This is a genomic window from Nocardia sp. MH4, assembly GCF_019266065.1.
Classification (GTDB): Bacteria; Actinomycetota; Actinomycetes; order Mycobacteriales; family Mycobacteriaceae; genus Nocardia; species Nocardia canadensis.
In genome coordinates this window covers 1-22503 of the sequence record NZ_LPNR01000045.1, presented here as the reverse complement: position 1 = coordinate 22503, position 22503 = coordinate 1, and the positions used below count along the sequence as shown (strand labels likewise).

The window sequence follows — 22503 nt, the reverse complement described above, 5'->3', positions numbered from 1 at the left end:
CAGCGAGCGCGCACCGGCCAGACCCTCGAGGGCGAGGGCGTGGGCGCGCGGATCGCCGGTGCGCAGCGCCGCGTCCAGGCCGCGGCGGTGCAGTTGTTCGGCCTCGGCGGCCTCGCCCGCGAGTTCGGCCGTGAAACCCAGCTCGGCGAGGATCAGCGCGGCGCCGAACTGGGAGCCTGCGCGCAGGTGCCAGTCCAGCCAGGCGCCGAGGTGCGCGCGGGCGGCGGGGAGATCGCCGCGGCGCCGCGCGACCAGGCCGAGACCGAGCTCCGCGGATTCCTCGCCGACCAGATGACCCTGGTCGACGGCGATCCGGCGGGCCCGTTCGTGCAATGCGGCGCTGTGCTCGAGGTCGCCCCGCAACAGCGCGATCCGGCCCAGCGAGGTGAGCCGCTCGCCCACCTCCGTCCACAGCCCGAGCTCCTCGGCGGTCGTCAGCGCGGCCCGGTGCTCGGCGCGCGCGGTGTCGAGATCGCCGACGACCTCGGCGTGGTTGCCGAGCAGGAACCCGGCGATGCCCTGTCCCCAGCGATCGCCGACCCGCGTGAACAGGTCCCGGCTGCACTCGGCGTGCGCGCGCATGGCGGCCAGGTCGCCGCGCGCGAACGCGTCCCTGGCCAGCGATGCCGAGGCCGCCGCGACACCCCAATCCTGGCCCGCGTCGGCGAAGGCCGTGCGCAGCTCGGCGGCGCTGTCCAGATCGTGGCGGGCGGCGAACCCGGTGTGGACGTGGGCGAGATACCAGCGGGCGCGCAGTTCCGCGGGAGCGGGCCGTTCGCCCGGAGCGGGCAGAGCGTCGGCGGTCCGGCCCCGGCCCAGTTCGAGCGCGCCGCGCCACAGCAGCGCGATACGCCGTGCGGCGGTACCGGTTTCACCCGGCACCGCCAAGGCGACGCCGATCGATCGGATGCCTTCGGCGAGCCGTCCCCGCATCACCCAGTACCAGGCGAGCGCGTCGACCAGACCGAGCGCGTCTTCGGACCTACCCGTGGCACGGGCGGTCTCGAGCGCGCGGCGCAGGTCGGCCGATTCGGCGTCGAGCCGGGCCAGCCACCGCCGCTGGTCACCGGTGCGCAAATGCTCGTCGGCGCGTTCGGCCAGCGCGCGATAGTAGGCGAGATGACGAAGCCGGGTCTCGGCTTCCTCGCCGCTGGCGCGCAAGCGGTCCACACCGTAGGCGGCGACCGACTTCAACAGCCGGTAGCGAGGGCTGGCGTCGGCGGCGGGCGCGATGATCAGTGAGCGATCGACCAGTCGGGCGAGCAGCTCCGCGACCGCCATCCGGTCGACATCGCCTCCCGCGCACACGGATTCGGCCGACTCGAGCGTGGCGCCGTCGGCATGGGCCGCGAGCCTGCGCAGCACCGCGCGTTCGGGTTCGTCGAGTAACTCCCAGCTCCAGTCGATCACCGCGCGTAACGTGCGCTGCCGATCGGGGGCATCCCGGTACCCGGCCGAGAGCAGCGTGAACCGGTCCTCGATCCGCTCGGCCAGCGTGTGCACGCCCAGACCCCGGACCCGGGTCGCCGCAAGTTCCAGCGCCAGCGGAACCCCGTCGAGATGACCGACGATGGTCGCGACCGCGGCGGCATTGTCGTCGGTGACGGTGAAACCGGGCGAGACCGAGCGCGCGCGATCGACGAAAAGCCTGACGGCAGGTGATTTCTCGACCTCGGCCGCGGTGCCGTCGGCGGTGGGAACCGCCAGCGGCGCGACCGGCCACAGCTGCTCGCCCGCGATGGTGAGCGGCACCTGACTGGTGACCAGCACCCGCAGGTGGGGTGCGGCGGCGAGCAGCCGCGAGACCAGCGCGGCGGCCGCGTCGGCGACGTGCTCGCCGTTGTCCAGCACCAGCAGCGCCTGCTTGGCGCGCACCGCGTCGGCGAGTCGCGACAGCGGGGTTCCGCTGTCGGGCACCGGGAACGGGCTCGTGCCCGCGGAGTCGTCGCGCACATCGAACGCCGCGGCCACCACCTCGGTGAGGGCGGTCAGCGCACTGTCCGGTTCGGCGCCGAGACACAACCCGGCCAGCTCGACGAACAGCACACCGTCGCGCGCCGGATGGCCGGCGCCGACGGCCAGCGCCAGCCTGGTCTTGCCAACGCCGCCGGGGCCGGTGAGCGTCACGAGTCGTTCCGCGTGCAACAGCGCGTCGATCCGGGCGAGGTCGTCCTCGCGTCCGACCAGGGTGGTGACCGGCACCGGTAGCGTGGGCCGGGGCGTGACCGGGGTCGCCCGCGCGGTCCGGGGCGGCGCGCCGAGCGCCGGATCCTGTTCCAGCACAGCACGATGCAGTGCGACGAGCTCGGGACTCGGATCGAGGCCGAGTTCCTCGGCGAGGTGCTCGCGAAGTCGTCGATACGAGTCCAGGGCCTCGCCGTGGCGGCCCGACCGATACAGCGCGAGCATGTGCGCGGCGCGCAACCGTTCCCGCAGCGGATGTTCCTCGGTGAGGGCGCCCAGGTCGTCGGCCACCTGCTCGTGCGCGCCGAGCGCGATCCTGGTCTGCGCGTAGTCCTCGGTCGCGGTCAGGCGCTGTTCCTCGAGGCGCACCACCGGAATCCGGGCGAAATCGTGGTCGGCGAGGTCGGCCAGCCCGGGCCCCCGCCACAGCGCCAGCGCCTCGGCGAGCAGGCCCGCGCGAGTGGTGTCGTCGGTCGCGGCGCGCGCCCGCCGCACCAGTTCCTGGAACACCTGCGCGTCCACCGCGCCGTCGGCGACGTCGAGCAGATAGCCGGGGGAGCGCGAGACCAGCAGTTCGCGGCCACCGGTCTCGGCATCGCCGAGGACCCGTCGCAGCTGGGAGGCGCGGGTCTGCAACGATCCCGCCGGATTGGCGGGCAGTCCCGCCGTACCCCACAGGTCCTCGACGAGCCGGTCGGCGGGCACGATCCGGCCCGGTTCCACCAGCAGCGCCGCCAGCAGGACCCGCACCTTGAGTTCGGGCACCCGGACCGGTCGCCCGTCGTCGGTCCACACCGCCACCGGCCCGAGCACCCCGAAACGCATGTCACCCACCCTAAACGGCGGCGCGGGCGCCGTGGCCTCGAGGCGATCCGGAGTCGATCCGAAGAGTTCCCGAAGGACCGCTCGTCACGGTGGGTCTCGTTCGCATCCTCCTCGAAGGGAATCCTCCTGATGTCCGGGTTCACCGAAATCCCCGAACGGGCAGGCGCTCGCCAATGGCTGGGACTGGCGGTCCTGCTCCTGCCGACGGTGCTGCTGTTCCTCACCATGACCGTCCTGTTCCTCGCCACCCCCTATATCGCCGCCGACCTGGCACCGAGCAGCGGTCAGCTGCTGTGGATCAACGACATCTACGGATTCGTGATGGCCGGGTTCCTCGTCACCATGGGCACGCTGGGTGACCGGCTCGGTCGCCGCAGGCTGCTGCTGGCCGGTGCCGCCGTGTTCGGCGCCGCCTCGGTGGTGGCGGCCTTCGCTCCCGGGCCCGAACTGCTCATCGCGGCACGGGCGCTGATGGGTCTGGGCGCGGCCGCCGTCATGCCCGCCACCTTGTCGCTGATCACCACGATGTTCCGCGACGATCGCGGGCGCGCCACCGCGATCGGCCTGTGGGCGGCGTCGGTGTCGGCCGGGGTCGCGCTCGGCCCGCTGGTCGGCGGCGTGATGCTGGCCTCGCTGTGGTGGGGCGCGTCCATGCTGATCGGCGTGCCGGTGATGCTGGTGGTGGTGGTGGCGGTGCCGGTGCTGGTGCCCGAGTACCGGGCACCGGAGGCGGGCAGGCTCGATCCGGTCAGCGTCGCGCTCTCGCTGGCCGCGCTGCTGCCGTTCGTCTACGGCGTGAAGAAGTTCGCCGAGGCGGGCCCCACCGCCGAGTCGCTGCTCACCCTGCTGGCCGGTGTGCTGTTCGCGGTGGTGTTCGTGCGCAGACAGCTGCGCCTGGCCGACCCGCTGCTCGACGTGCGCCTGTTCGCCGACCGGACCTTCAGCGGCTCGCTGGGCGTCTACCTCCTGGCCGCCATCGCCCTGGGCGGGGTGTACCTGCTGTTCACGCAGTACCTGCAGTTGGTCGCGGCCCAGTCGCCGCTGCGCGCCGGGCTCTGGATCCTGCCCGCCGCGATCGGCCTGGTGATCGTCTCCACCGTCACCCCGGCAATCGCCCGTCGCGTCCGGCCCGCCTCCCTGATCGCCGCGGGTCTGGCGGTGTCGACGGTCGGGTACCTGGTGCTCACCCAGGTCGAGAGTGTCGCGGGTCTGCCGCTGCTCATCGTCGGCTTCTACGTCCTGTACCCGGGCATCGCCCCGGCCATGGCGTTGATCCCCGGCCTGGTCATCGGCGCGGCCCCGGCGGAGAAGGCCGGTGCGGCCTCGGCGGTCAACAGCACCGCCAGCGACCTGGGTGTGGCACTGGGGGTCGCGCTGCTCGGCAGCGTCGGTGCCGCGGTGTACCGCGCCGGGATGTCGGAGTCGGCCGGCGAAGCCGCGGACACCCTGCCCGGAGCACTCACGACGGCCGAGTCCCTGCCCGCCGACCTCGCCGCGGCGATGGTGGCCGCCGCGCGCGAGGCGTTCACCGCCGGTCTCAACGCCGCCGCGTGGACTGCCGCCGTGCTCTCCGCCGCGGGTGCGGTCCTGGCCGTCACGCTGCTGCGCCGCATTCCGGCCGGTGCCACCACGGTGCCGGATTCGGCTGGGGTGGAGGCTGATGCGGTCGATGGCGACCGGGCAGCGGTGTCGGCGTAGCGGGATCGCCGCCGGTCGAGCCGACCCGCCTGCCGGGCCACCGACCCACCGTGGCACCGACCCACCACGATCCGCGATGCCGAACAGTTCGGCACCGCGGATCGTGGGTGTCGTGCGCGGCGACGCGACGCAGGTGGTCGACCTGACCGACTGGTCGGCCGACATGGTGACAGTCCAGGCTTGGTGCCGAGGTGCCGGTCGGTGTGGCACCGGACCGACCGACCGAGGTCTCGGTCTCGGTCTCGGAATGCTCAGTGATCCGGTGCGGTCCGGCCGGTGACGATCATCAGCAGCTCGGCGGCGGTTCCCGTGATCGGGGTCCCGGTGCCTGCGTGCCATCCGGTGTCCGTGGCGGTCAGGGCGTATCCGGCCAGTCGGGTGCGAGCGCGGAACGGTGTGCCCATCGTCCACACCCGCTCCAGCGACCACTGCGCCGCCGCCGTCGGCATCACCTGGTCGATGCCGAGCGGGACCGCGATGTCCTGGCCGTGCACCAGCAGATCCATCAGCCGGTCGATCGGTGTCGTTCCGATCGGGGTCGCGCGGGAGTCGACGGTGACGCGCAGCGCGTCGAGCAGCTCGGCGGTCGAGCTGCGGTCGGCGAGCCGGACGGCGGTGTCGTGGATGAGCCGGTCGAGGTCGCCGCGCGCGCGGATCACGTTCACCACGAGCGAGCCGATCGTCACCCGGGTCGCCAGCACCAGGTGCGCCACCACGTCCCGGATCCGCCACCCGTCGCACAGCGAGGCGGTGTCCCACGCGGATTCGGGCAGGTCGGCCAGCAGATCGGCGAGGCCGGCGCGTTCCACGGCGACCGCCGTCCAGATCGCGTCGTCGGTGCGGGGTGTGCGGGTGGTCATGAGGTCTCCTTCGCTGGGTGTCGTCGGTACCGTAGGAACTCCACCGAGGTGGAGGTGCCAGTGACTGTGACCGACAGCACACCGATGACGATCGGTGAACTCGCGACCCGGACCGGCGTCGCGGTCCGCACGATCCGGTTCTACTGCGACGAGGGCCTGCTCGAGGTGCGCCGCACCGCGGCCGGGCATCGGGTGTTCGAACCGGCCGCGGTCGAGCGCCTGCGGCTGCTGCGCCGGTTGCGCGCGTTCGGTATCGGGCTCGCCGCCATCGCCGCGGTCCTGTCGGGTGAGCGATCGATCGCGGAGGTGATCGCCGCCGAACGCGCCGCGGCCGATGCCGCATTCGAGGCGCTGAGTCGCCGTCGCTCGCTACTCGCCGCCGTCGCGCACTCGACCCCGGCGACGCTGGATCTGCTTGCCGCCGTGGCGGACCCGTCGGCGGCCCGGATCGCACTGGGTACCTTCTGGCGTCGTCAGCTGGCGCCGCTCCCGCGCCCGGTGATCGAGGACTTCCTGGACATGAACGTCCCCGAACCCGCCCCCGACGCCCGGCCCGAGCACCTGCTCGCGTACGCGGAACTGGTCGCTCTGGCGACGAGTCCAGCGCTGTCGACGGCGATGGCCGACACGATCCGCCATCGCCGCACGCCGGGTGTGCGCGACGAACGCCGCCTGCTCCTCGACGTCGCCGACGCGTGCCTGACCGCCGCGCCCGCCGTCGCCGCGGGCCGCGCGCCCGCGCCCGGCGCCGAACTCGACCACTACGTCGACATCCACGCCGGTGCCCGCGGCCTGACCGACAGTCCGGCCTTCCGGCGCCGGCTGCTGGCCGACACCACCGAGACCGACGACGTCCGCCGCTACTGGCAGCTCACCGCGACCCTCACCGGCGGCGCGGTGACCTCCGGCGCCGCCCACCTCTGGCTCTTCGACGCGCTGACCGTGTCGGTGGCATGAGAAAGGGGAGGCCGATGCTCCGGCCTCCCCTTCGGTTCGCGACGACTCAGGGCACCACTTCGACGATGTCGCCCGGTTCCAGCCATTCGTAGTGCGCCTTGGCGCCTTCGGGCGTCAGCCGGATGCAGCCGTGGGACTGCTCCTCGGTGGGCCCGATGTGATAGGCGATGTCGCCGTTGAAGAACACCGCGTACTCCATCGGCGCGTTGTGCAGGGTGCTCCAATGGAACGGCTTCTTGAACGCCACCTTGAAGACGCCGGGCGGGGTCTCGTAGCCCGGACGGCCGTGCGACATCGGGGTCGGCCCGTAGGTCACCTTGCCGTTGTCCATCAGCCAGGCGTTGTTGGTGGACAGCTGCAGGCAGGCGCGCGCCTTCTCGCTGCACGGCGCGACCACCGGCTCCGGGGGCGGCGCGGGAATGATCGCCGGAACGCCGGGCACATCGGGACCGCCGGGCCACAGCGGCTCGGCCTGCACCGGCGCCGCGACCGCGGCCCCGGCGACGGCCGCGCACATGGCCGCTTGCGCGGCCCAGCGGGGGATACGACTACTACTCACGAAATCTTGCCTCTCTCGCCGCGCCCACCCCTGGCCGTCGTGCGCCCAGAACATGAGCTTTCAACATCGACACAAGCCTCGGAAAACATAGAGGTAGGTGTGATCATGGAGTATTGCGATCGTGTTGAGCAAGCCCACGCGGCCGTCTGCGGCGTGCCGTCACGCGGTCCGCGCGCTCTCCGGCCGGAACGCCCGGGCGGCCGACGGCGGCACCACCATCGGCCGGGTGCGCTGATGGCGCGGCCGGAGGATGGTGTTCGACGCCGGGACCAGCGCGTCGACCGACCGCCGGCGTGACCGCACGGTGGCGCGCGAGCCCCGCTCGTCGCGGGCGAACGCGGCCCGACTCGCCGTCGACGCCGGCGAGTGCGCCGACCGGTCGACGCGCCCCAGACAGCCGTCGCGCCCCCGACCGCCGTACGGCCTCGAGGCCAGGCAGGTCGTGGAGGCATGGTCGTCATGGGGACTCTCCTCGATGGGAACCGCCCGGCGGTCGGTCATCGCGGGCAGATCCTGACCGCCGGTCGGCCGAGGGGCTAGGGTGTCCCGATGACGGGCGAGCAGGCGCCGGGCACCCGCGCGCGCATCCTGGCGGTCGCCCTGGAGCTGTTCGGCGCGCACGGATACCACCGCACCACGGTCCGGGCGATCGCCGATCGGCTGGGTATCTCCAAAGCCGTTGTGTTCTACCACTTTCCGAGCAAATACGACATCCTCGCCGGGCTCGCCGAGCCACTGCTCGCCGCCATGGCGGCGGCGGTCGCCGAGGCCGCCCACGATCCGCGCACGGCCCGGCGGCGCGTCCTGGAAGGACTGCTCGACGTTATTCCTCGAATACCGGTATCTGTTGCGGCTCAACGTGAACGACGGGGGTCTCTTCGCACCGGGCTCGATCGTCGAGCGGTTCCGCGCCACGATGCTGGCCGCGAACCGGCTCGTCGCCGGGCCGGGTCCGACGGTCTACCGGTATCTCGCCTAGATGATGATGAGACACGTGAGACAGATCGAGGCGAAGGTTGACCACTTAGGTAAGCCTGACCTATGCTCATCTCGGCGTATGGATGAGCCGGTGGTCCCGAGGGCTGCGGTCGACCCCCTCATTCCTGCCGCGGCGGGCTCCGTCCCAGTGACGGGGTCCGCCGCTTCGTCTCCCGGGGTGTCGGCCGTCGAATCCGATGGTGTAGACCGGAACGTATGACCGACAACACCCTGTCTCTGGCCGAGATCACCCCGGAGCTGATGACCAAGGCCAGCGAAGGCACCTTCACCGACCTGATCGGGTTGCGCTACACGGAGGTCAGCCCCGACCGGGTGCGCGGCGAATGGGAAGTGCGCCCGCAGCTGCACCAGCCCGCGGGCATCCAGAACGGCGGCGTCTACTGCACCGTCATCGAGACCCTGGCCAGCGTGGGCGCCGGCGTCTGGTTCGGCGAGCGCGGCTCGGTCGTCGGCGTCAACAACAACACCGACTTCCTGCGGGCGGTCCGCGAGGGCGTCCTCACCGGCGAGGCCACCCCTATCCACCGCGGCCGCAGCCAGCAGCTCTGGGTCGTGGTGATCACCGACGCCGAGGGTCGCACCGTCGCGCGCGGGCAGGTCCGCCTACAAAACCTCGCCGCCTGACGATCCCACCGTGGTGACCCGCCACCCCTCGCGGCCCAGCACGTCGACGACCAGCGCCCCGATGTTCCACGCGTCGTCCTCGCCGCGATGGTGGCGGCCTTCGAGCGGCAATCCCGCGATCTGCAACGCCCCCGCCATGCCCGGCCGCTTGCGCAACCCGTAGCTCTCGGCGAAGACCTGCTTGGCGTTGGTGTGCAGGCCGCGGAAGGGATACCGCACCCCCGTCGCCGCACACTGCGCGAGAAAGTGCTTGCGGTCGTAGTCGCCCCAGCTCGCCCACGGCCGCGACCCCGACGCGAACTCGGTCGCCAGCAACCGGCAGGCCTCGGTGAAGGTGACGCCCCCGTCGACCTGCTCCTGGGTGAGGCCGGTCAGCTCCGTGCAGAACGGACTCACCGTCGACCGCGCGGGCCGCACGAGCATCCCGTGCCTGCTCACCCGCTGCCGTGCCCCGAGATCGACCACGGTGAGCCCGATCTCGATGATCTCGCTGCACTGCCCGCCCGGCACCGCCCCCGCCCAGCAGGTCGCCTCCACATCGACCACATTGAGCAGCCCCGCCCCATCGTTCATGTCGGCCGACGCTAGACGCCGAGCCACCCCACCCGCCACCGATTTTCGCCCCCGCTGCCAGTTCCGAGCTCGGCCCCGGCCGATTCGCTGTCGAGCCGAGGCGTCACGTCACAGCCGGCGGTCCGGCGGCCCGATCCGGCGGCGGCGAGGAATCGATCACAGCGGGCGCGCGGTGCGAAGTCCACTGGCCCACGTCGGCACACGGGAGGCCGCGCAGGACGTCGACGTGGGGTCGGGTGGGCGGGCGAGGGTGCGTCGGGCGTGTCAGAATGTCGGACACCTGTCCACGATCCGTGAGGAGACCCGATGCGCCTGTCGCCGCACGAGCAGGAACGGCTGCTGCTGAGCTACGCGGCCGAACTCGCCCGCCGCAGGCAGGCGCGGGGGCTCAAGCTCAACCACCCCGAGGCGGTCGCGCTGATCACCGATCACGTGCTCGAAGGGGCGCGGGACGGGCGGACCGTGGCCGAGTTGATGTCCTCGGGACGCTCGGTGCTCACCCGGGACGACGTCATGGACGGCGTCCCGGAGATGATCCACGACGTGCAGGTCGAGGCGACCTTCCCCGACGGCACCAAACTCGTCACCGTGCACCACCCGATCGGATAGGCGACGCCCATGATTCCCGGTGAATACCTCTGTGCAGAGGGCACGATCGAACTCAACGCGGGCGCGGCGCGCCGCACGCTCGACGTCGTCAACACCGGCGACCGCCCCGTCCAGGTCGGCAGCCACGTCCACTTCCCGCAGGCCAACGCCGCCCTCGACTTCGATCGCGCGGCCGCCCACGGCCACCGCCTCGACATCCCCGCCGGCACCGCCGTCCGCTTCGAACCCGGTCTGCCGCAACAAGTCTCGCTGGTGCCGATCGGCGGCACCCGCGAGGTGTACGGGATCAGCGCGAACCCGCCGGGCCGCCTCGATGCGTGACCACACGACCCCTTCGGGAGAGAACCGATGACCGAACTGAGCCGCGCCCGCTACGCCGAACTGTTCGGGCCGACCACCGGCGACCGTATCCGTCTCGCCGACACCGACCTGATCATCGAGATCACCGAGGACCGCAGCGGCGGACCGGGACTCGCCGGTGAGGAAGCCGTCTTCGGCGGCGGCAAGGTGCTGCGCGAGTCGATGGGCCAGTCCCGGGCAACCCGCGCCGACGGCGCCCCCGACACCGTCATCACCGGCGTGGTGATCATCGACCACTGGGGCATCATCAAGGCCGACGTCGGCATCCGCGACGGCCGCATTTGCGGCATCGGCAAGGCGGGCAACCCCGACACCATGTCGGGCGTGCACCCGGACCTGGTCGTCGGCCCGTCGACGGAGATCATCGCGGGCAACGGCCGCATCCTCACCGCGGGCGCCATCGACTGTCACGTGCACTTCATCTGTCCGCAGCTGCTCGACGAGGCGCTCGGCGGCGGCATCACCACGCTCATCGGCGGCGGCACCGGCCCGGCCGAGGGCTCCAAGGCCACCACCGTCACCCCCGGCTCCTGGCACCTGGCCCGGATGCTGGAAGCGCTGGACCACTGGCCGATGAACATCGTGCTGCTCGGCAAGGGCAACACGGTCAGCCAGGAATCCATGTGGGAGCAGTTGCGCGGGGGCGCTTCGGGTTTCAAGCTGCACGAGGACTGGGGTTCCACGCCCGCCGCGATCGATGCCTGCCTCACCGTCGCCGACGCGGCGGGGGTGCAGGTGGCGCTGCACTCGGACACGTTGAACGAGGCCGGTTTCGTCGAGGACACCCTGGCCGCCATCGCCGGCCGCGGCATCCACGCCTATCACACCGAGGGCGCGGGCGGCGGGCACGCGCCCGACATCATCACCGTCGCCTCGCATCCGAACGTGCTGCCCAGTTCCACCAACCCCACCCGGCCGCACACGGTCAACACCCTCGACGAGCACCTCGACATGCTCATGGTGTGTCACCACCTGAGCCCGTCGATCCCCGAGGATCTGGCCTTCGCCGAATCGCGGATCCGCCCGTCCACCATCGCCGCCGAGGACCTGCTGCACGACCTGGGCGCCATCTCGATGATCGGCTCGGACTCGCAGGCCATGGGCCGCATCGGCGAGGTGGTGATGCGCACCTGGCAGACCGCGCACGTGATGAAGCGCCGCCGTGGCGCCCTGCCCGGCGACGGCGCGGCCGACAACGCCCGCGTGCAGCGCTACATCGCGAAATACACCATCTGCCCGGCGGTCTCGCACGGCCTCGACGACGAGATCGGCTCGGTGGAGGTCGGCAAACTGGCCGATCTGGTGCTGTGGGAGCCCGCCTTCTTCGGTGTCCGCCCGCACGCGGTGCTCAAGGGCGGCATGATCGCCTGGGCCGCGATGGGTGACGCCAACGCCTCCATCCCGACCCCGCAGCCGGTGCTACCGCGGCCGATGTTCGGCGCCGCGGCGCCCGCCGCCGCGGCCACCTCGCTGCACTTCGTCTCCGAGCAGGCCATCGACGACGGTCTCGCGAACCGGCTGGCCGTGCGCCGGAAGCTGGTGCCGGTCAAGAACGTCCGCCGGGTCACCAAGGCCGACATGCCGCGCAACGACGCCATGCCGCGCATCGAGGTGGACCCCGACACCTTCACCGTCCGGGTCGACGGCGAGGTGTGGGCCGAGGACCCGGCCACCGAACTGCCGATGGCCCAGCGCTACTTCCTGTTCTGAGACCGGACACGACAACGGGGCCCGCGCCGTTGCGGGCCCCGTTGCCGTGCGGCGCTCAGTCGAACGAGCAGCCGCCGACCGGCTTGTCCGCAAGCCGGTCGAGCAGGTAGGTCACCGCGTTGTCGGGACCGAAGCCGTCGATCAGTTCCGGACCGAAGTGGTTCGGGATGGTCGTGCCGGGCAGGATCGGCGGCAGTTCGTTGGTGCGGAAGGTGACCGTGGCGCCCTGCCCGCACCAGTCCTCGGCGAGCCGCCGGGCCTGGCCGTAAGGGACGGTGTCGTCGTTGCGACCGCTGGTGATCAGCACCGGGGTGGTCGGCGTGGTGCTGCCCAGGCGCAGTTCCGCCAGTACGGGCGCGGCCTCGGGGATCTCGGCGAGGTGCTCGGTGAGCGAACGCCCGTCCACGGTCAGCGAATTCGTCCGCAGGAACGGGTGATAGGTGATCAGGTCGGCGACGCACGAGTCGCTCAGCGTGGCGAGCATGGCGCGGCCCTGCGGGCTGGTCACCCGGTCGACGGCCTGCTCGAGTTCGGGGTAGCGGGCGAGCATGCCGTTGACGGCGAACCCGATCGCGCCGCCGATCAGCGCGCCGTCGATGCGCTCGAGGATGGCCGACAGGTCGGCGACCGGTCCACCGGCCCAGGTGCCCTTGAGGTTCAGCTCCGGCGCGTAGCTGGGCGCCATCTCCGCCGCCGCCGCGGTGGCACCGCCGCCCTGGGAGTATCCCCACAGCACCAGGGGCGTCTCGGGGCCGACCCCGCCGAGCGCGTTCGCGGCACGAGCGCCGTCGAGGATCGCGTGGCCGCTCTCGAACCGGTTGGCGTAGGTGTGGATGCCGGGGGTGCCCAGACCGATGTAGTCGGTGATCAGCACCCGCGCGCCGAGCGCGCTCCACACCGCCGAGGACGGCAGTTCCTGATTCGCCGAGAGCCCGAGCGGATCGGCGGTCACCGAGACGCCGGTCGAGAACGCCACCGACATCGCGCACCGGTCGCCCTGGCCGGAGGTGCCGGGACCGATGACCACGGTCGGCCGTGGACCGGCGCCCTGCCACGGGTTCTTCGGCTCGATATAGGTACCGGTGACGGCGACGGGGGAGCCGTCCTGCAACCGGCTGGTGTACATCACGTGCTGAGCCTGGGTCGGCCAGCCCGCCGCGGTCGGCGGCGTCGCGAGGATCGTCATCGGCTGGGTCTTCACGATCGCGCCCGGCGCCTGGGGGATCTGCGCGGGCGGCACGTAGAACGCGCTGACCGGCTCCGCGGCGACCTGCGTGCCGACCACCCCCGACCCGGCCACCGCGGCCAGACAGGCCAGTGCGGTCACCGCCGCCCGGCGCGCCAGCGATCGTGCTTGCTGCATACCACTCCCATCGATGCCACCGCCGCACCGTCGCGACTGTGTCCCCGGCCGCGTCGGAGCGGATTCATGACGCACGTCACGCCGCAGCGGCCGACCGAACGGTAACACTGTTACTGCACGCCGGGAACCCCGGGTCGGGGATGTGTTCCGTCCGGCGGTGCCGGGCGGCGAGCGCATCTGCGGGAGTGGGACATCCGGCTGCTCGCGCGGTCGAGAACAAGCCGAGGGCCGCCGACGGTGGCACACTGGCCCCATGACGGACAACGATTGGGCCGCTGTCGATCGCTATATCGTGGACGCGCTGGTCGGCGGCGACGGCGCGCCCGCATTGGCCGCCAACGCCGAAGCCGGACTGCCCGCGATCGATGTCTCGCCCCCACAGGGCAAGTTCCTGCACCTGCTCGCCCGGTCGACCGGCGCGCGGCGGATCCTCGAGATCGGCACGCTCGGCGGCTACAGCACCGAATGGCTGGCCAGGGCGGTCGGCGACGGCGGCACCGTGGTCACCCTCGAATTCGAGCCGCGCCACGCCAAGGTCGCCCGGGAGAACCTGGACCGGGCCGGAGTCGGGGCCAGGGTGGACATCCGGGTCGGCGCCGCGCTGGACACGCTGCCCGAGGTCGCCGAGGACACGACCGAACCGTTCGACCTGGTGTTCATCGACGCCGACAAGGTCAACAACGCCAACTACGTGCAGTGGGCGCTACGGCTGACCCGGCCCGGCTCGGTGATCATCGTCGACAACGTGGTGCGCCAGGGCGGATTGGCCGACGAGCACTCCGAGGACCCGAACGTGCGCGCGAGCCGCGAGCTCGTCGACCTGCTCGCCGCGGAGCCGAGCCTGGACGCGACGGTGCTGCAGACGGTCGGCGCGAAGGGCTGGGACGGCTTCGCCTACGCGGTGGTCAACGGCCCGGTCTCCTGAGCGCCATCCAGGGCGGCCGCGCGGTAGAGTGGGCGGTTCCCCGGTGCGCCGGTGGCGCGCCGTGCGTTTCGGCCGCACGCGCGCCGCGCCGGGGCGGCCACGCCGAATCCGGGGCGGGTTCACCCACCGGCAACGCGCATGGCGACTTCTGGGCGATCGGTATTCATCACGGGTTATCCGCTCTCGATAGCGTGGTGGTACTCGGAAGGAGCCCGGCGTCATGGAATTCCGACACCTCGTTTCGTTCATCACCATCGCCGAAGAGTTGCATTTCGGTCGCGCAGCGCAGCGCCTCCATCTGACCCAACCAAGTCTCAGTGCCCAGCTGCAGAAGCTGGAGAAGTCGCTCGGCGTCCAACTGGTCGCCCGCAACTCCCATGAGGTGCGGCTGACCCCGGCGGGACGGGAGTTCGAACTCCAGGCCCGCCAGATCGTCGCCCAGCTCGACCGTGCCGCCCAGGCGGCCAAGGCGACCGCCGAAGGTCGCGCGGGCAGTCTCAACATCGGCTACAACCTGCCTGCCAGCAGACACGTGCTGCCGGAGGCACTGACCAGGATGACCGAACGACACCCCGACATCGTGGTGTCGCTGTGGGAGAAGCGGACCGGGCCCCAGCTGGCCGGTCTCGCCGACGGCTCACTCGATCTGGCCCTGGTCTACGGTCACCCCAGTACCGCGGACTTCCGGTATCGCCGCCTGCTGCACCGGGTTCCACTGGTGGCTGTCGTCGGACGACGACATCGGTGGGCGGACCGGCCAGGAGTCCCGTTCGCCGAACTACAGAATCAGGACTGTGTGCTGTTCGCGCGCGAGCAGTGTCCCGCGATGTACGACACGATCCTGCGCTCGGCCGCCGAGACCAGGATCTCGCTCAACGTCACGCATTCGGCCGACGACCCCGGCGCGACCGCGCACATGGTCTCGGTCCGTCCGCTCGTCGGATTCGCCTCGCTACCGCGGGCGATTTCGATGGGAATGGGAGTGGCGGGCAGTAGTTCGGTGGCGGTGAAATTGTTCGACCCGGTGCCGACCCTGGATTTGCACGCGGTGTGGCGTGCCGACGAGCCCAATCCCGCCGTCGCGCTGTTCCTGGAATGCATCGAATCGACACAGCTAGATGATGTCCGGGCATTGTCGGCGTGAACCCGTCGATAGGACATGACTTTCGCGCGGTAGGAACAGCGATGGCGGCGGCGACGGGAATGGTTGCCGCCGTGAAGAATTCAATTCGTGAACACAGTGTCTGTCACCGCGAACGGATTCGTTCCATCCGATACCTCCAGTCTGTATGCGATTGTTTCCGAAGCGGCACGGCGTGACCCCGCGCGCCATTCCCTGTGTGCCGTCGACGGAACCCAGTTGACCACCGGCGACCTCGACACCCGTGTCCGCGCGCTCGCCTCGGCCCTGCTCGACCGAGCGGTGGCCGCGGGCGATCGCGTGGCGGTGCTCGGGCGCACGAGCCTGGAATGGGCACTGCTCGACTGTGCCGCCGTCGCCATCGGCGCGGTGATCGTGCCGGTGTACCCGACCTCCTCACCCGCCCAGATCGAGCACATCCTGCGCGACAGCGGCAGCCGCTTCTTCGCGGCCGAGACCGCCGCCGACGCGGTCCGCCTGACCTCGGCGGGCGCCGACGGCGAGGTGTGGTCGTTCGACGAACTCGGCGCGTGGTCCACCGGCCGAGACGGCGAGCACCCGGAGCTGGACGCCCGGATCGCCGCGGTCGGCGCCGGTGATCTGGCGATGATCGTCTACACCAGCGGCACCACCGGCCTGGCCAAGGGCTGCATGATCAGCCACCGCAACATGTACGTGACGGCCGCGAACACCGCCCGCCAGACCGGCACGCTGTTCGACGGCACCACCGCGCTGGCCCTGCCGCTGTCGCACGTGTTCGGCCAGACCATCCTGTTCGCCTGCCTCTACGGCGGCAGCCGCACCCACCTGCTGCCGGGCGTCCCGGACCTGGTGCCGGCGCTGGCCCGGCTGCGCCCCACCTTCCTGGCGCTGGTTCCCTACGCGCTGGAGAAGATCCGCAAGCACACCCGGGCCCTGCTCACCGAGGAGCAGGAGGCGGCGGCGGTCGAGCGCGGACTCGCCCTGCTGGCCGAGGGCGCGGCGCCGACCGCGACGAACGACGCCGTCTCGGCCGCGTTCGGCGGGCAGCTGCGTTACGTGATCTCCGGCGGCGCGTCGCTCGACGACACCACCGCGGGCTTCTACGCCGGTGTCGGCGTGGTGATCCTGAACTGCTACGGCCTCACCGAGGCGGCCACCGCGGTCACCGTCAGCGCGCCCGAGACCAACCGGGTCGGCACGGTCGGGCGTCCGATTCCCGGTACCGAGGTCGGCATCGGCGCCGACGGCGAGGTATTGGTGCGCGGTCCGCACGTCTCGCCCGGGTACTGGGGCGCGGCGGCCGATCAGCGGCCCGTCGACGAGCAGGGCTGGCTGCACACCGGCGACATCGGCGAGCTCGACGACGGCCACCTGCGAATCACCGGGCGCAAGAAGGAGATCCTGGTGACCTCCGGGGGCAAGAACGTCGCCCCGACCCTGCTCGAGGACCGGGTCCGGCTGCACCCGCTGGTGAGCAACTGCATGCTCGTCGGTGACGGGCGCCCGTTCGTGACCGCGCTGATCACCCTCGACGCCGATCGCGCCGCCAAGTGGCAGATCGACCATCCCGACGCGGAGCCGGCCACCGAGATCCAGGCCGCCGTCGACGACGCCAATTCCCTGGTGTCGCGCGCGGAATCCATTCGCGCGTTCCGTGTCGTCGACGGCGATTTCACCGTCGAGGCCGGGTTGCTCACCTCGTCGCTGAAATTGCGCAGGGCCGCGATCGCCGACGCCTATTCCGCGGAAATAGATCAGCTGTACATGTCGCGCGGGTAACGCGGCGCGAAATTCCCCCAGCCGTCCCGCCGACGATAGCCGGGACCGATCGGCCGATGAATAGCGGTGGCCCGCAGTGGTTTCCGCAATTCATCGGCGACAGACTCGAAATCGGAATTCGACCACCGAAAGTGATCACATCATGTATGACGTCATCGTCGTCGGAACCCGGGTCGCGGGCTCGCCCCTGGCCATGCTGTTGGCCCGTCAGGGCTACCGGGTGCTCGCCGTGGATCGCGCGACCTTTCCCAGCGACACCCCGTCCACGCACTACATCCACCAGGCCGGCCTCGGCTTTCTGAAGTCCTGGGGTCTGCTCGACACCGTCGTGGCCACCGGCTGCCCGCCGATCCGCCACCTCAACTTCACCTACACCGACATCGAGATCCCGGGCATGGCCGATCCGTCGGCCGACGGCATCGACGCCGTGTACTGCCCGCGCCGCACCGTGCTCGACAAGATCCTGGTCGACGCGGCGGGGGAGTCCGGCGCCGAGCTGATCGAGGGCTTCACCGTCACCGGCCTGCTGCGCGACGGCGACCGGGTCGCCGGTATCCGCGGCCGCGTCGGCGAGGGCCCCGAGCAGGAGTTCCGGGCCAGGCTGGTCGTCGGTGCCGACGGCGCGAACTCGATCGTCGCCAAGGAGGTCGGCGCGGCCACCTACGAGGGCTCGCCCGCCGCCTGCTTCGTCTACTACTCCTACTACGAGGGCGTCGACTGGGGCATGCACCACCGCACCGGCTTCGGCGAGCAGCAGTTCGCGTCCTGGCCGACCAACGACGGCCTGGCCCTGGTCGCGGTGATGCGCAAGCGCGACCGCTTCCGCGACTTCCGCACCGATCCCGACGCGGGCCTGCAGGAGATCGTCGACCAGGTCGACCCGGAGATCGGTGCGCGCCTGCGTGATACCGGCAAGCGCGTCGAGCCGTTCCGGCCGATGCTCTACCCGGACAACTACCGTCGCCAGTCCTTCGGCCCCGGCTGGGCCCTGGTCGGCGACGCCGGCTACCACAAGGATCCGTTCACCGGCTGGGGCATCACCGATGCCTTCAAGTACAGCCAGCTGCTGGCCGACCTGGTGCACGAAAGCCTCTCGGGCGCGCGGCCGTTCGAAGAGACCATGCCGGAGTACCAGCGCGAGCGCGACGCCCAGAGCGCCAGCACCTACGAGCTGACCCAGTCGATCTCCGACCTCACTCTGACGCCGTACTACGACTCGGTGTTCCGCGCCGCGAGCCTGAGCCCGCACTACTCGAAGAAGTTCTTCGGTCTGATCGCCGGGCTGTACCCGCCGGACAAGTTCTTCGGCGAGCAGGAGCTGGCCGCGCTCTACGAAGAGGTGAACTTCCCCGTCGCCGACCGGCACGTGGTCAACACCGGAGTCTCGGCATGAACGGTCAGCGCCCGGCGGTGATAGCGCGGCGGCACCAGGCAGGGCACCCGTCGCTGCTGCGGGAGGTGGCGGCGTGATCGCGGCCGGCCTGACGGCGCTCGGCGACAGCTTCGTGGAAGGCCGGGGCGACCCGGCCGCGGCGGGCGGCTACCGGGGCTGGGTGTCGCGGCTGGGCGGCCAGCTCGGCCTGCGCCCCGCCACGATTCGCAACTTCGGCACCCACGGCGCCACCACCGGTGATGTCGTCGCGGGTCAGCTCGCGGCGGCGACGAGCGCCCGGGCCGGCCTCTACGGTGTGGTCGTCGGTGTGAACGACCTGGTCAGCGCCTACGACGAGGACCGGTTCGCCGACAATCTGCACACCATCTTCACCACCCTGCGGGCGGGCAGGGCCACCGTGTTCACGGCGACCTACCCCGACATCCCCGCCCGGCTGCCCGTCCCCGACGGCTTCCGCGCCCTGCTGCGTGAGCGTTTCGCCGTCGCCAACGAGGTGCTGGCCCGTGTCACCGCCGACACGGGCACCCTGCTGCTCGACATCGCGGCGCACCCCGACTGGGCCCGGCCGGAGGTGTGGACCGCCGACGGTCTGCACCCCAGTCCGGCGGGTCACCGCCTCTTCGCCGCCACCGCGGCCGAACTGATCTCGTCGACCACCGCCACCACTGTCGCCGCTTGAGTTTCGCGACTGCCCGTTTTCGAGAGGAAATTACGTGACGGACGAACGACGTCTGGCCCGCGACCCGATCGCCATCGTCGGGATGTCGGGTCTGCTGCCCAAGGCACACACCCACCGCGAGTACTGGCAGAACATCATCGACGGCGTCGACTGCACCTCCGAGGTGCCCGCGTCGCGCTGGAGCCTGGACGACTACTACGACGCCGACCGCTCGGCGCCGGACAAGACCTATTCGCGTCGTGGCGCTTTCCTGCCCGACGTCGAGTTCGACCCGCTGGAGTTCGGCATGCCGCCGAACCAGCTCGAGGTCACCAGCACCATGCAGACCCTGAGCCTGGGGGTCGCGCGGGATCTGCTGCTCGACGCGGGCGCGACCGGTTCGTCGTGGTACGACCCGGCCCGCACCGGCGTGGTGCTGGGCACCACCGGCCCGGTGCCGCTGATGCACCCGCTGGCCGCGCGCCTGTCGACCCCGGTGCTCGAGGAGGCGGCCCGCTCGGTCGGCCTGTCCGACAGCGACGTCGCGGAGATCTCGCGCCGGTTCGTGGCCGCGTTCGCGCCGTGGGAGGAGAACTCCTTTCCGGGCCTGCTCGCCAATGTGGTGGCGGGCCGGGTCGCCAACCGGCTCGGCCTCGGCGGCATCAACTGCACCGTCGACGCGGCGTGCGCGGCCTCGCTGGCCGCGATCCGCACCGCGATCGCCGAACTGCAGGACGGTCGCGCCGACATGATGATCACCGGTGGCGTCGACACCGAGAACTCGATCTTCATCTATCTGTGCTTCAGCAAGGTCGGCGCGTTGTCGCCGACCGGCCGGATCAGCCCGTTCTCCGCCGAGGCCGACGGCACCCTGCTCGGCGAGGGCATCACCATGCTGGCGCTGCGCAGGCTCGCCGACGCCCGCCGCGACGGCAACCGGATCTACGCGGTGATCCGCGGTCTCGGGTCCTCCAGCGACGGTCGCGCCAAGAGCATCTACGCCCCGGTCGCCGCCGGCCAGCGGGTGGCGCTGGAGCGCGCCTACGCCGACGCCGAATGCTCGCCCGCCGATGTGGAGCTGATCGAGGCGCACGCCACCGGTACCGCTGTCGGCGACAAGACCGAGCTGACCGCGCTGAAAGGCCTGCTCGCCGACGCGAGTTCGGAGACCGGGTTCGCCGCGCTGGGCAGTGTGAAGTCGCAGATCGGGCACACCAAGGGCGCCGCGGGCACCGCGGGCGTGATGAAGCTGGCCCTCGCCCTGCACCAGAAGATCCTGCCCTCGACGATCAACGTCGACGCGCCCAACAACGAGGTCGACGCCACCCGGACCCCGTTCTACGTCAACACCAGGACCCGGCCGTGGGTGCGCGACCCGCAGCGCCCGGTGCGTCGGGCCGCCGCCTCGGCGATGGGCTTCGGCGGCACCAACTTCCACCTCGTGCTCGAGGAGGCCGACGGCGAGCGCGGCCCGGTGCTGCACCGCGTCCCCCGCGCGCACCTGTGGCACGCGCCGGACGTGGCCGGCCTGATCGACGTGGTGCGCAGCACTCCGGGCACCGACGGCGGCGACATTCCCGCCGACCACGCCCGGATCGGTTTCGTCTCCGTCGACGCCGACACCGCCGCCGATCTGCGCGCGCTGGCCGTCGACGAGATGGTGCGCAATCCCGAAGCGGCGCACTGGGACCACCCCGAGGGCGTCTACTTCCGCGCCGCGGCGCTGCCCGCCCCGAAGGTCGGCGTGCTGTTCGCAGGCCAGGGCAGCCAGTACGTGGACATGGGCCTGGACACCGCGCTCAACAACCCGCCCGTCGGCGCGGCCTTCGACGCTGCCAACGCCGCGTTCGCCGGTGCCGCGCAGCGGATGGGCGCGGTGGTCTTCCCGCCGCCCGCGTTCACCGAACAGGACCGGGCGGACCAGGAATCCGCCCTGCGCCGTACCGCGTTCGCGCAGCCGGCGATCGGCGCGCTCGCCGCGGGCCAGTTCCGGGTGCTGACCGAGTTCGGTCTGCGTGCCCACGGGTACCTCGGCCACAGCTTCGGCGAACTGACCGCGCTGTGGGCCTCGGGCGCGCTGAGCACCGCGGACTTCTTCGCCCTGGCCCGGGCCCGCGGCGAGGCGATGACCGTCGCCGACGACGCCGAGGCGGGCACGATGGTGGCCGTCAACGCACCGCGCGAGGACGTCGCCGCAGTCCTGGCCGAGCTCGACGACGTGTGGATCTGCAACCACAACGCCCCCGATCAGATCGTGGTCGGCGGCGGCGGAGCGGGCATCGCCGCCTTCACCGCGCGCAGTGCCGAGAAGGGCTGGGCCACCCGGGATCTGCCGGTGGCGGCGGCCTTCCACACGCCCTACGTCGCGCACGCTGTCACCGAATTCGGTGCCGCCGTGGCCGAGGTCGACATCACCGAGCCGGACGCGCCGGTCTACGCCGACACCGCGGGCGCGTCCTACGGTGCCGACGTGGCCGCCAACCGGGCGACGCTCACCGCCCAGCTCAGCCAGCCGGTCGAGTTCGTCGACGCGCTGCGCGCCATGCACGCCGACGGATGCACCGTCTTCGTCGAATGCGGTCCCAAGCAGGTCCTCACCTCGCTGGTGCGCCGCACCCTCGGCGACGACGTGATCGCCTTCGCCACCGACACCGGTCCCATCGGCAACGGCGACGTCGCCCTCAAGCGCGCCGCGGTGCGCCTGGCCGTCCTCGGCGTCGAGATCGCCGGCATCAACCGCTACGCCGCCGGCGACGACGCGCGGCCCGCCCCCGCGGGCAACCGGATGACCGTGACCCTGTCGGCCCCGGAATACGTGCCCGACAGCCGCCGGGACGCCTACGCCGCGGCCCTGTCCGACGGCTACCGCGTGCACATCGAGGTGCCCGCATCCCCGCACCAGCCTGTGGTGCCACCGATCGTGGAGGAACAGCTCGTGACCATCCCCGCCCCCGGCCCGTCCGAGTACCGGACGACCGACTCGCTCGACACCGCCCTGGTGCAGCACCTCGATACGCACCGGCAGTACCTGGACGGACAGCTCGACCTGGCCCGCGGCCTGGCGGGCGCGCTGAGCAACGGCACGCTCGACGAGAACACCCTGCGCGCCATCGAAGCGGTGAAGGACCACGGCATCGCGATCAGCGAAAGCCACTCGCGGGCCAGTGATGTGCTCGCCCAGCTGGCCGAGCTCGAGGGCGGTGCGCCGATCTCGGGGACCCGCACCGTCGCCGCCGCCCGGCCCGCGCCGCGGGCGATCACCGCCGCGCCCGCCGTACCCGCGATCGCCGCCCAGGCTCCCGCG

The 22503-nt window shown here is 71.5% G+C and carries 19 protein-coding genes; 13 read left to right on the top strand and 6 right to left on the bottom strand.

Features of this window, described 5'->3' with window-relative positions; translation table 11 throughout:
- Nucleotides 1-3009 (bottom strand): BTAD domain-containing putative transcriptional regulator (locus ATM97_RS02560; RefSeq protein WP_218716297.1); only part of this gene is annotated, 3009 nt, incomplete at its 3' end.
- Between the two features lie 129 nt (nucleotides 3010-3138).
- On the opposite strand from ATM97_RS02560, the gene ATM97_RS02555 reads away from it, so the two are divergent.
- Nucleotides 3139-4707 carry an MFS transporter gene (locus ATM97_RS02555; protein WP_218716296.1) on the top strand — a complete coding sequence of 523 codons (1569 nt, stop codon included), beginning with the start codon at nucleotides 3139-3141 and terminating at the stop codon, nucleotides 4705-4707.
- Between the two features lie 251 nt (nucleotides 4708-4958).
- On the opposite strand, the gene ATM97_RS02550 is transcribed toward ATM97_RS02555, so the two are convergent.
- Complete coding sequence (locus tag ATM97_RS02550; protein ID WP_218716295.1) at nucleotides 4959-5567, bottom strand: maleylpyruvate isomerase family mycothiol-dependent enzyme; 609 nt, start codon at nucleotides 5565-5567, stop codon at nucleotides 4959-4961.
- A 66-nt stretch (nucleotides 5568-5633) separates the two neighbouring features.
- Here ATM97_RS02550 and ATM97_RS02545 point away from each other — a divergent pair, with 66 nt between their 5' ends.
- Nucleotides 5634-6524 (top strand): MerR family transcriptional regulator, encoded by an 891-nt coding sequence (locus ATM97_RS02545; protein ID WP_218716294.1) that lies wholly within the window; start codon nucleotides 5634-5636, stop codon nucleotides 6522-6524.
- Nucleotides 6525-6570: 46 nt separating this feature from the next.
- Here ATM97_RS02545 and ATM97_RS02540 read toward each other — a convergent pair whose 3' ends face one another.
- On the bottom strand, nucleotides 6571-7083 hold the full coding sequence (locus ATM97_RS02540) for a L,D-transpeptidase (RefSeq protein ID WP_308248348.1): 513 nt from the start codon (nucleotides 7081-7083) through the stop codon (nucleotides 6571-6573).
- A gap of 159 nt (nucleotides 7084-7242) precedes the next feature.
- Nucleotides 7243-7584, bottom strand: coding sequence for a hypothetical protein (locus tag ATM97_RS02535; protein ID WP_218716292.1), 342 nt, complete (start codon nucleotides 7582-7584; stop codon nucleotides 7243-7245).
- Between the two features lie 48 nt (nucleotides 7585-7632).
- Here ATM97_RS02535 and ATM97_RS02530 point away from each other — a divergent pair, with 48 nt between their 5' ends.
- Together ATM97_RS02530 and ATM97_RS02525 are read left to right on the top strand one after the other, a co-directional pair.
- Nucleotides 7633-8103: a TetR/AcrR family transcriptional regulator gene (locus ATM97_RS02530; protein WP_218716291.1), complete on the top strand. Its 471-nt coding sequence runs from the start codon at nucleotides 7633-7635 to the stop codon at nucleotides 8101-8103.
- Between the two features lie 219 nt (nucleotides 8104-8322).
- Complete coding sequence (locus tag ATM97_RS02525; protein ID WP_255586785.1) at nucleotides 8323-8706, top strand: PaaI family thioesterase; 384 nt, start codon at nucleotides 8323-8325, stop codon at nucleotides 8704-8706.
- Here the strand turns inward: ATM97_RS02525 and ATM97_RS02520 are convergent.
- Nucleotides 8686-9279, bottom strand: coding sequence for a 3'-5' exonuclease (locus ATM97_RS02520; protein WP_255586777.1), 594 nt, complete (start codon nucleotides 9277-9279; stop codon nucleotides 8686-8688). The two genes, ATM97_RS02525 and ATM97_RS02520, sit on opposite strands and share 21 nt — an antisense overlap.
- Nucleotides 9280-9585: 306 nt before the next feature.
- On the opposite strand from ATM97_RS02520, the gene ATM97_RS02515 reads away from it, so the two are divergent.
- The 3 genes from ATM97_RS02515 to ATM97_RS02505 are packed head-to-tail and all read left to right on the top strand — an operon-like array spanning nucleotide 9586 to nucleotide 11958.
- Complete coding sequence (locus tag ATM97_RS02515) at nucleotides 9586-9888, top strand: urease subunit gamma (RefSeq protein ID WP_218716289.1); 303 nt, start codon at nucleotides 9586-9588, stop codon at nucleotides 9886-9888.
- A 9-nt stretch (nucleotides 9889-9897) separates the two neighbouring features.
- Complete coding sequence (locus ATM97_RS02510) at nucleotides 9898-10209, top strand: urease subunit beta (protein ID WP_218716288.1); 312 nt, start codon at nucleotides 9898-9900, stop codon at nucleotides 10207-10209.
- Between the two features lie 27 nt (nucleotides 10210-10236).
- A complete protein-coding gene (locus ATM97_RS02505) occupies nucleotides 10237-11958 on the top strand; it encodes an urease subunit alpha (protein ID WP_218716287.1) in 1722 nt (573 codons plus the stop codon).
- Nucleotides 11959-12013: 55 nt separating this feature from the next.
- Here the strand turns inward: ATM97_RS02505 and ATM97_RS02500 are convergent, their stop codons facing one another.
- Entirely contained in the window at nucleotides 12014-13321 is a 1308-nt protein-coding gene (locus ATM97_RS02500) for a lipase family protein (protein ID WP_218716286.1), read from the bottom strand.
- 253 nt (nucleotides 13322-13574) lie between these two features.
- Between ATM97_RS02500 and ATM97_RS02495 the strand changes: the two genes are divergently transcribed.
- From ATM97_RS02495 to ATM97_RS02470, 6 genes are all read left to right on the top strand, one after another.
- Entirely contained in the window at nucleotides 13575-14246 is a 672-nt protein-coding gene (locus ATM97_RS02495; RefSeq protein ID WP_218716285.1) for an O-methyltransferase, read from the top strand.
- A 220-nt stretch (nucleotides 14247-14466) separates the two neighbouring features.
- Entirely contained in the window at nucleotides 14467-15390 is a 924-nt protein-coding gene (locus ATM97_RS02490) for a LysR family transcriptional regulator (protein WP_218716284.1), read from the top strand.
- A gap of 96 nt (nucleotides 15391-15486) precedes the next feature.
- Nucleotides 15487-17148 carry an AMP-dependent synthetase/ligase gene (locus tag ATM97_RS02485; RefSeq protein ID WP_218716298.1) on the top strand — a complete coding sequence of 554 codons (1662 nt, stop codon included), beginning with the start codon at nucleotides 15487-15489 and terminating at the stop codon, nucleotides 17146-17148.
- A 142-nt stretch (nucleotides 17149-17290) separates the two neighbouring features.
- Entirely contained in the window at nucleotides 17291-18541 is a 1251-nt protein-coding gene (locus ATM97_RS02480) for an NAD(P)/FAD-dependent oxidoreductase (RefSeq protein ID WP_218716283.1), read from the top strand.
- 73 nt (nucleotides 18542-18614) lie between these two features.
- Nucleotides 18615-19220 (top strand): SGNH/GDSL hydrolase family protein, encoded by a 606-nt coding sequence (locus tag ATM97_RS02475; RefSeq protein WP_218716282.1) that lies wholly within the window; start codon nucleotides 18615-18617, stop codon nucleotides 19218-19220.
- 34 nt (nucleotides 19221-19254) lie between these two features.
- Nucleotides 19255-22503, top strand: a 3249-nt coding sequence (locus ATM97_RS02470) for a type I polyketide synthase (RefSeq protein ID WP_218716281.1), incomplete at its 3' end; no start/stop codon positions are given.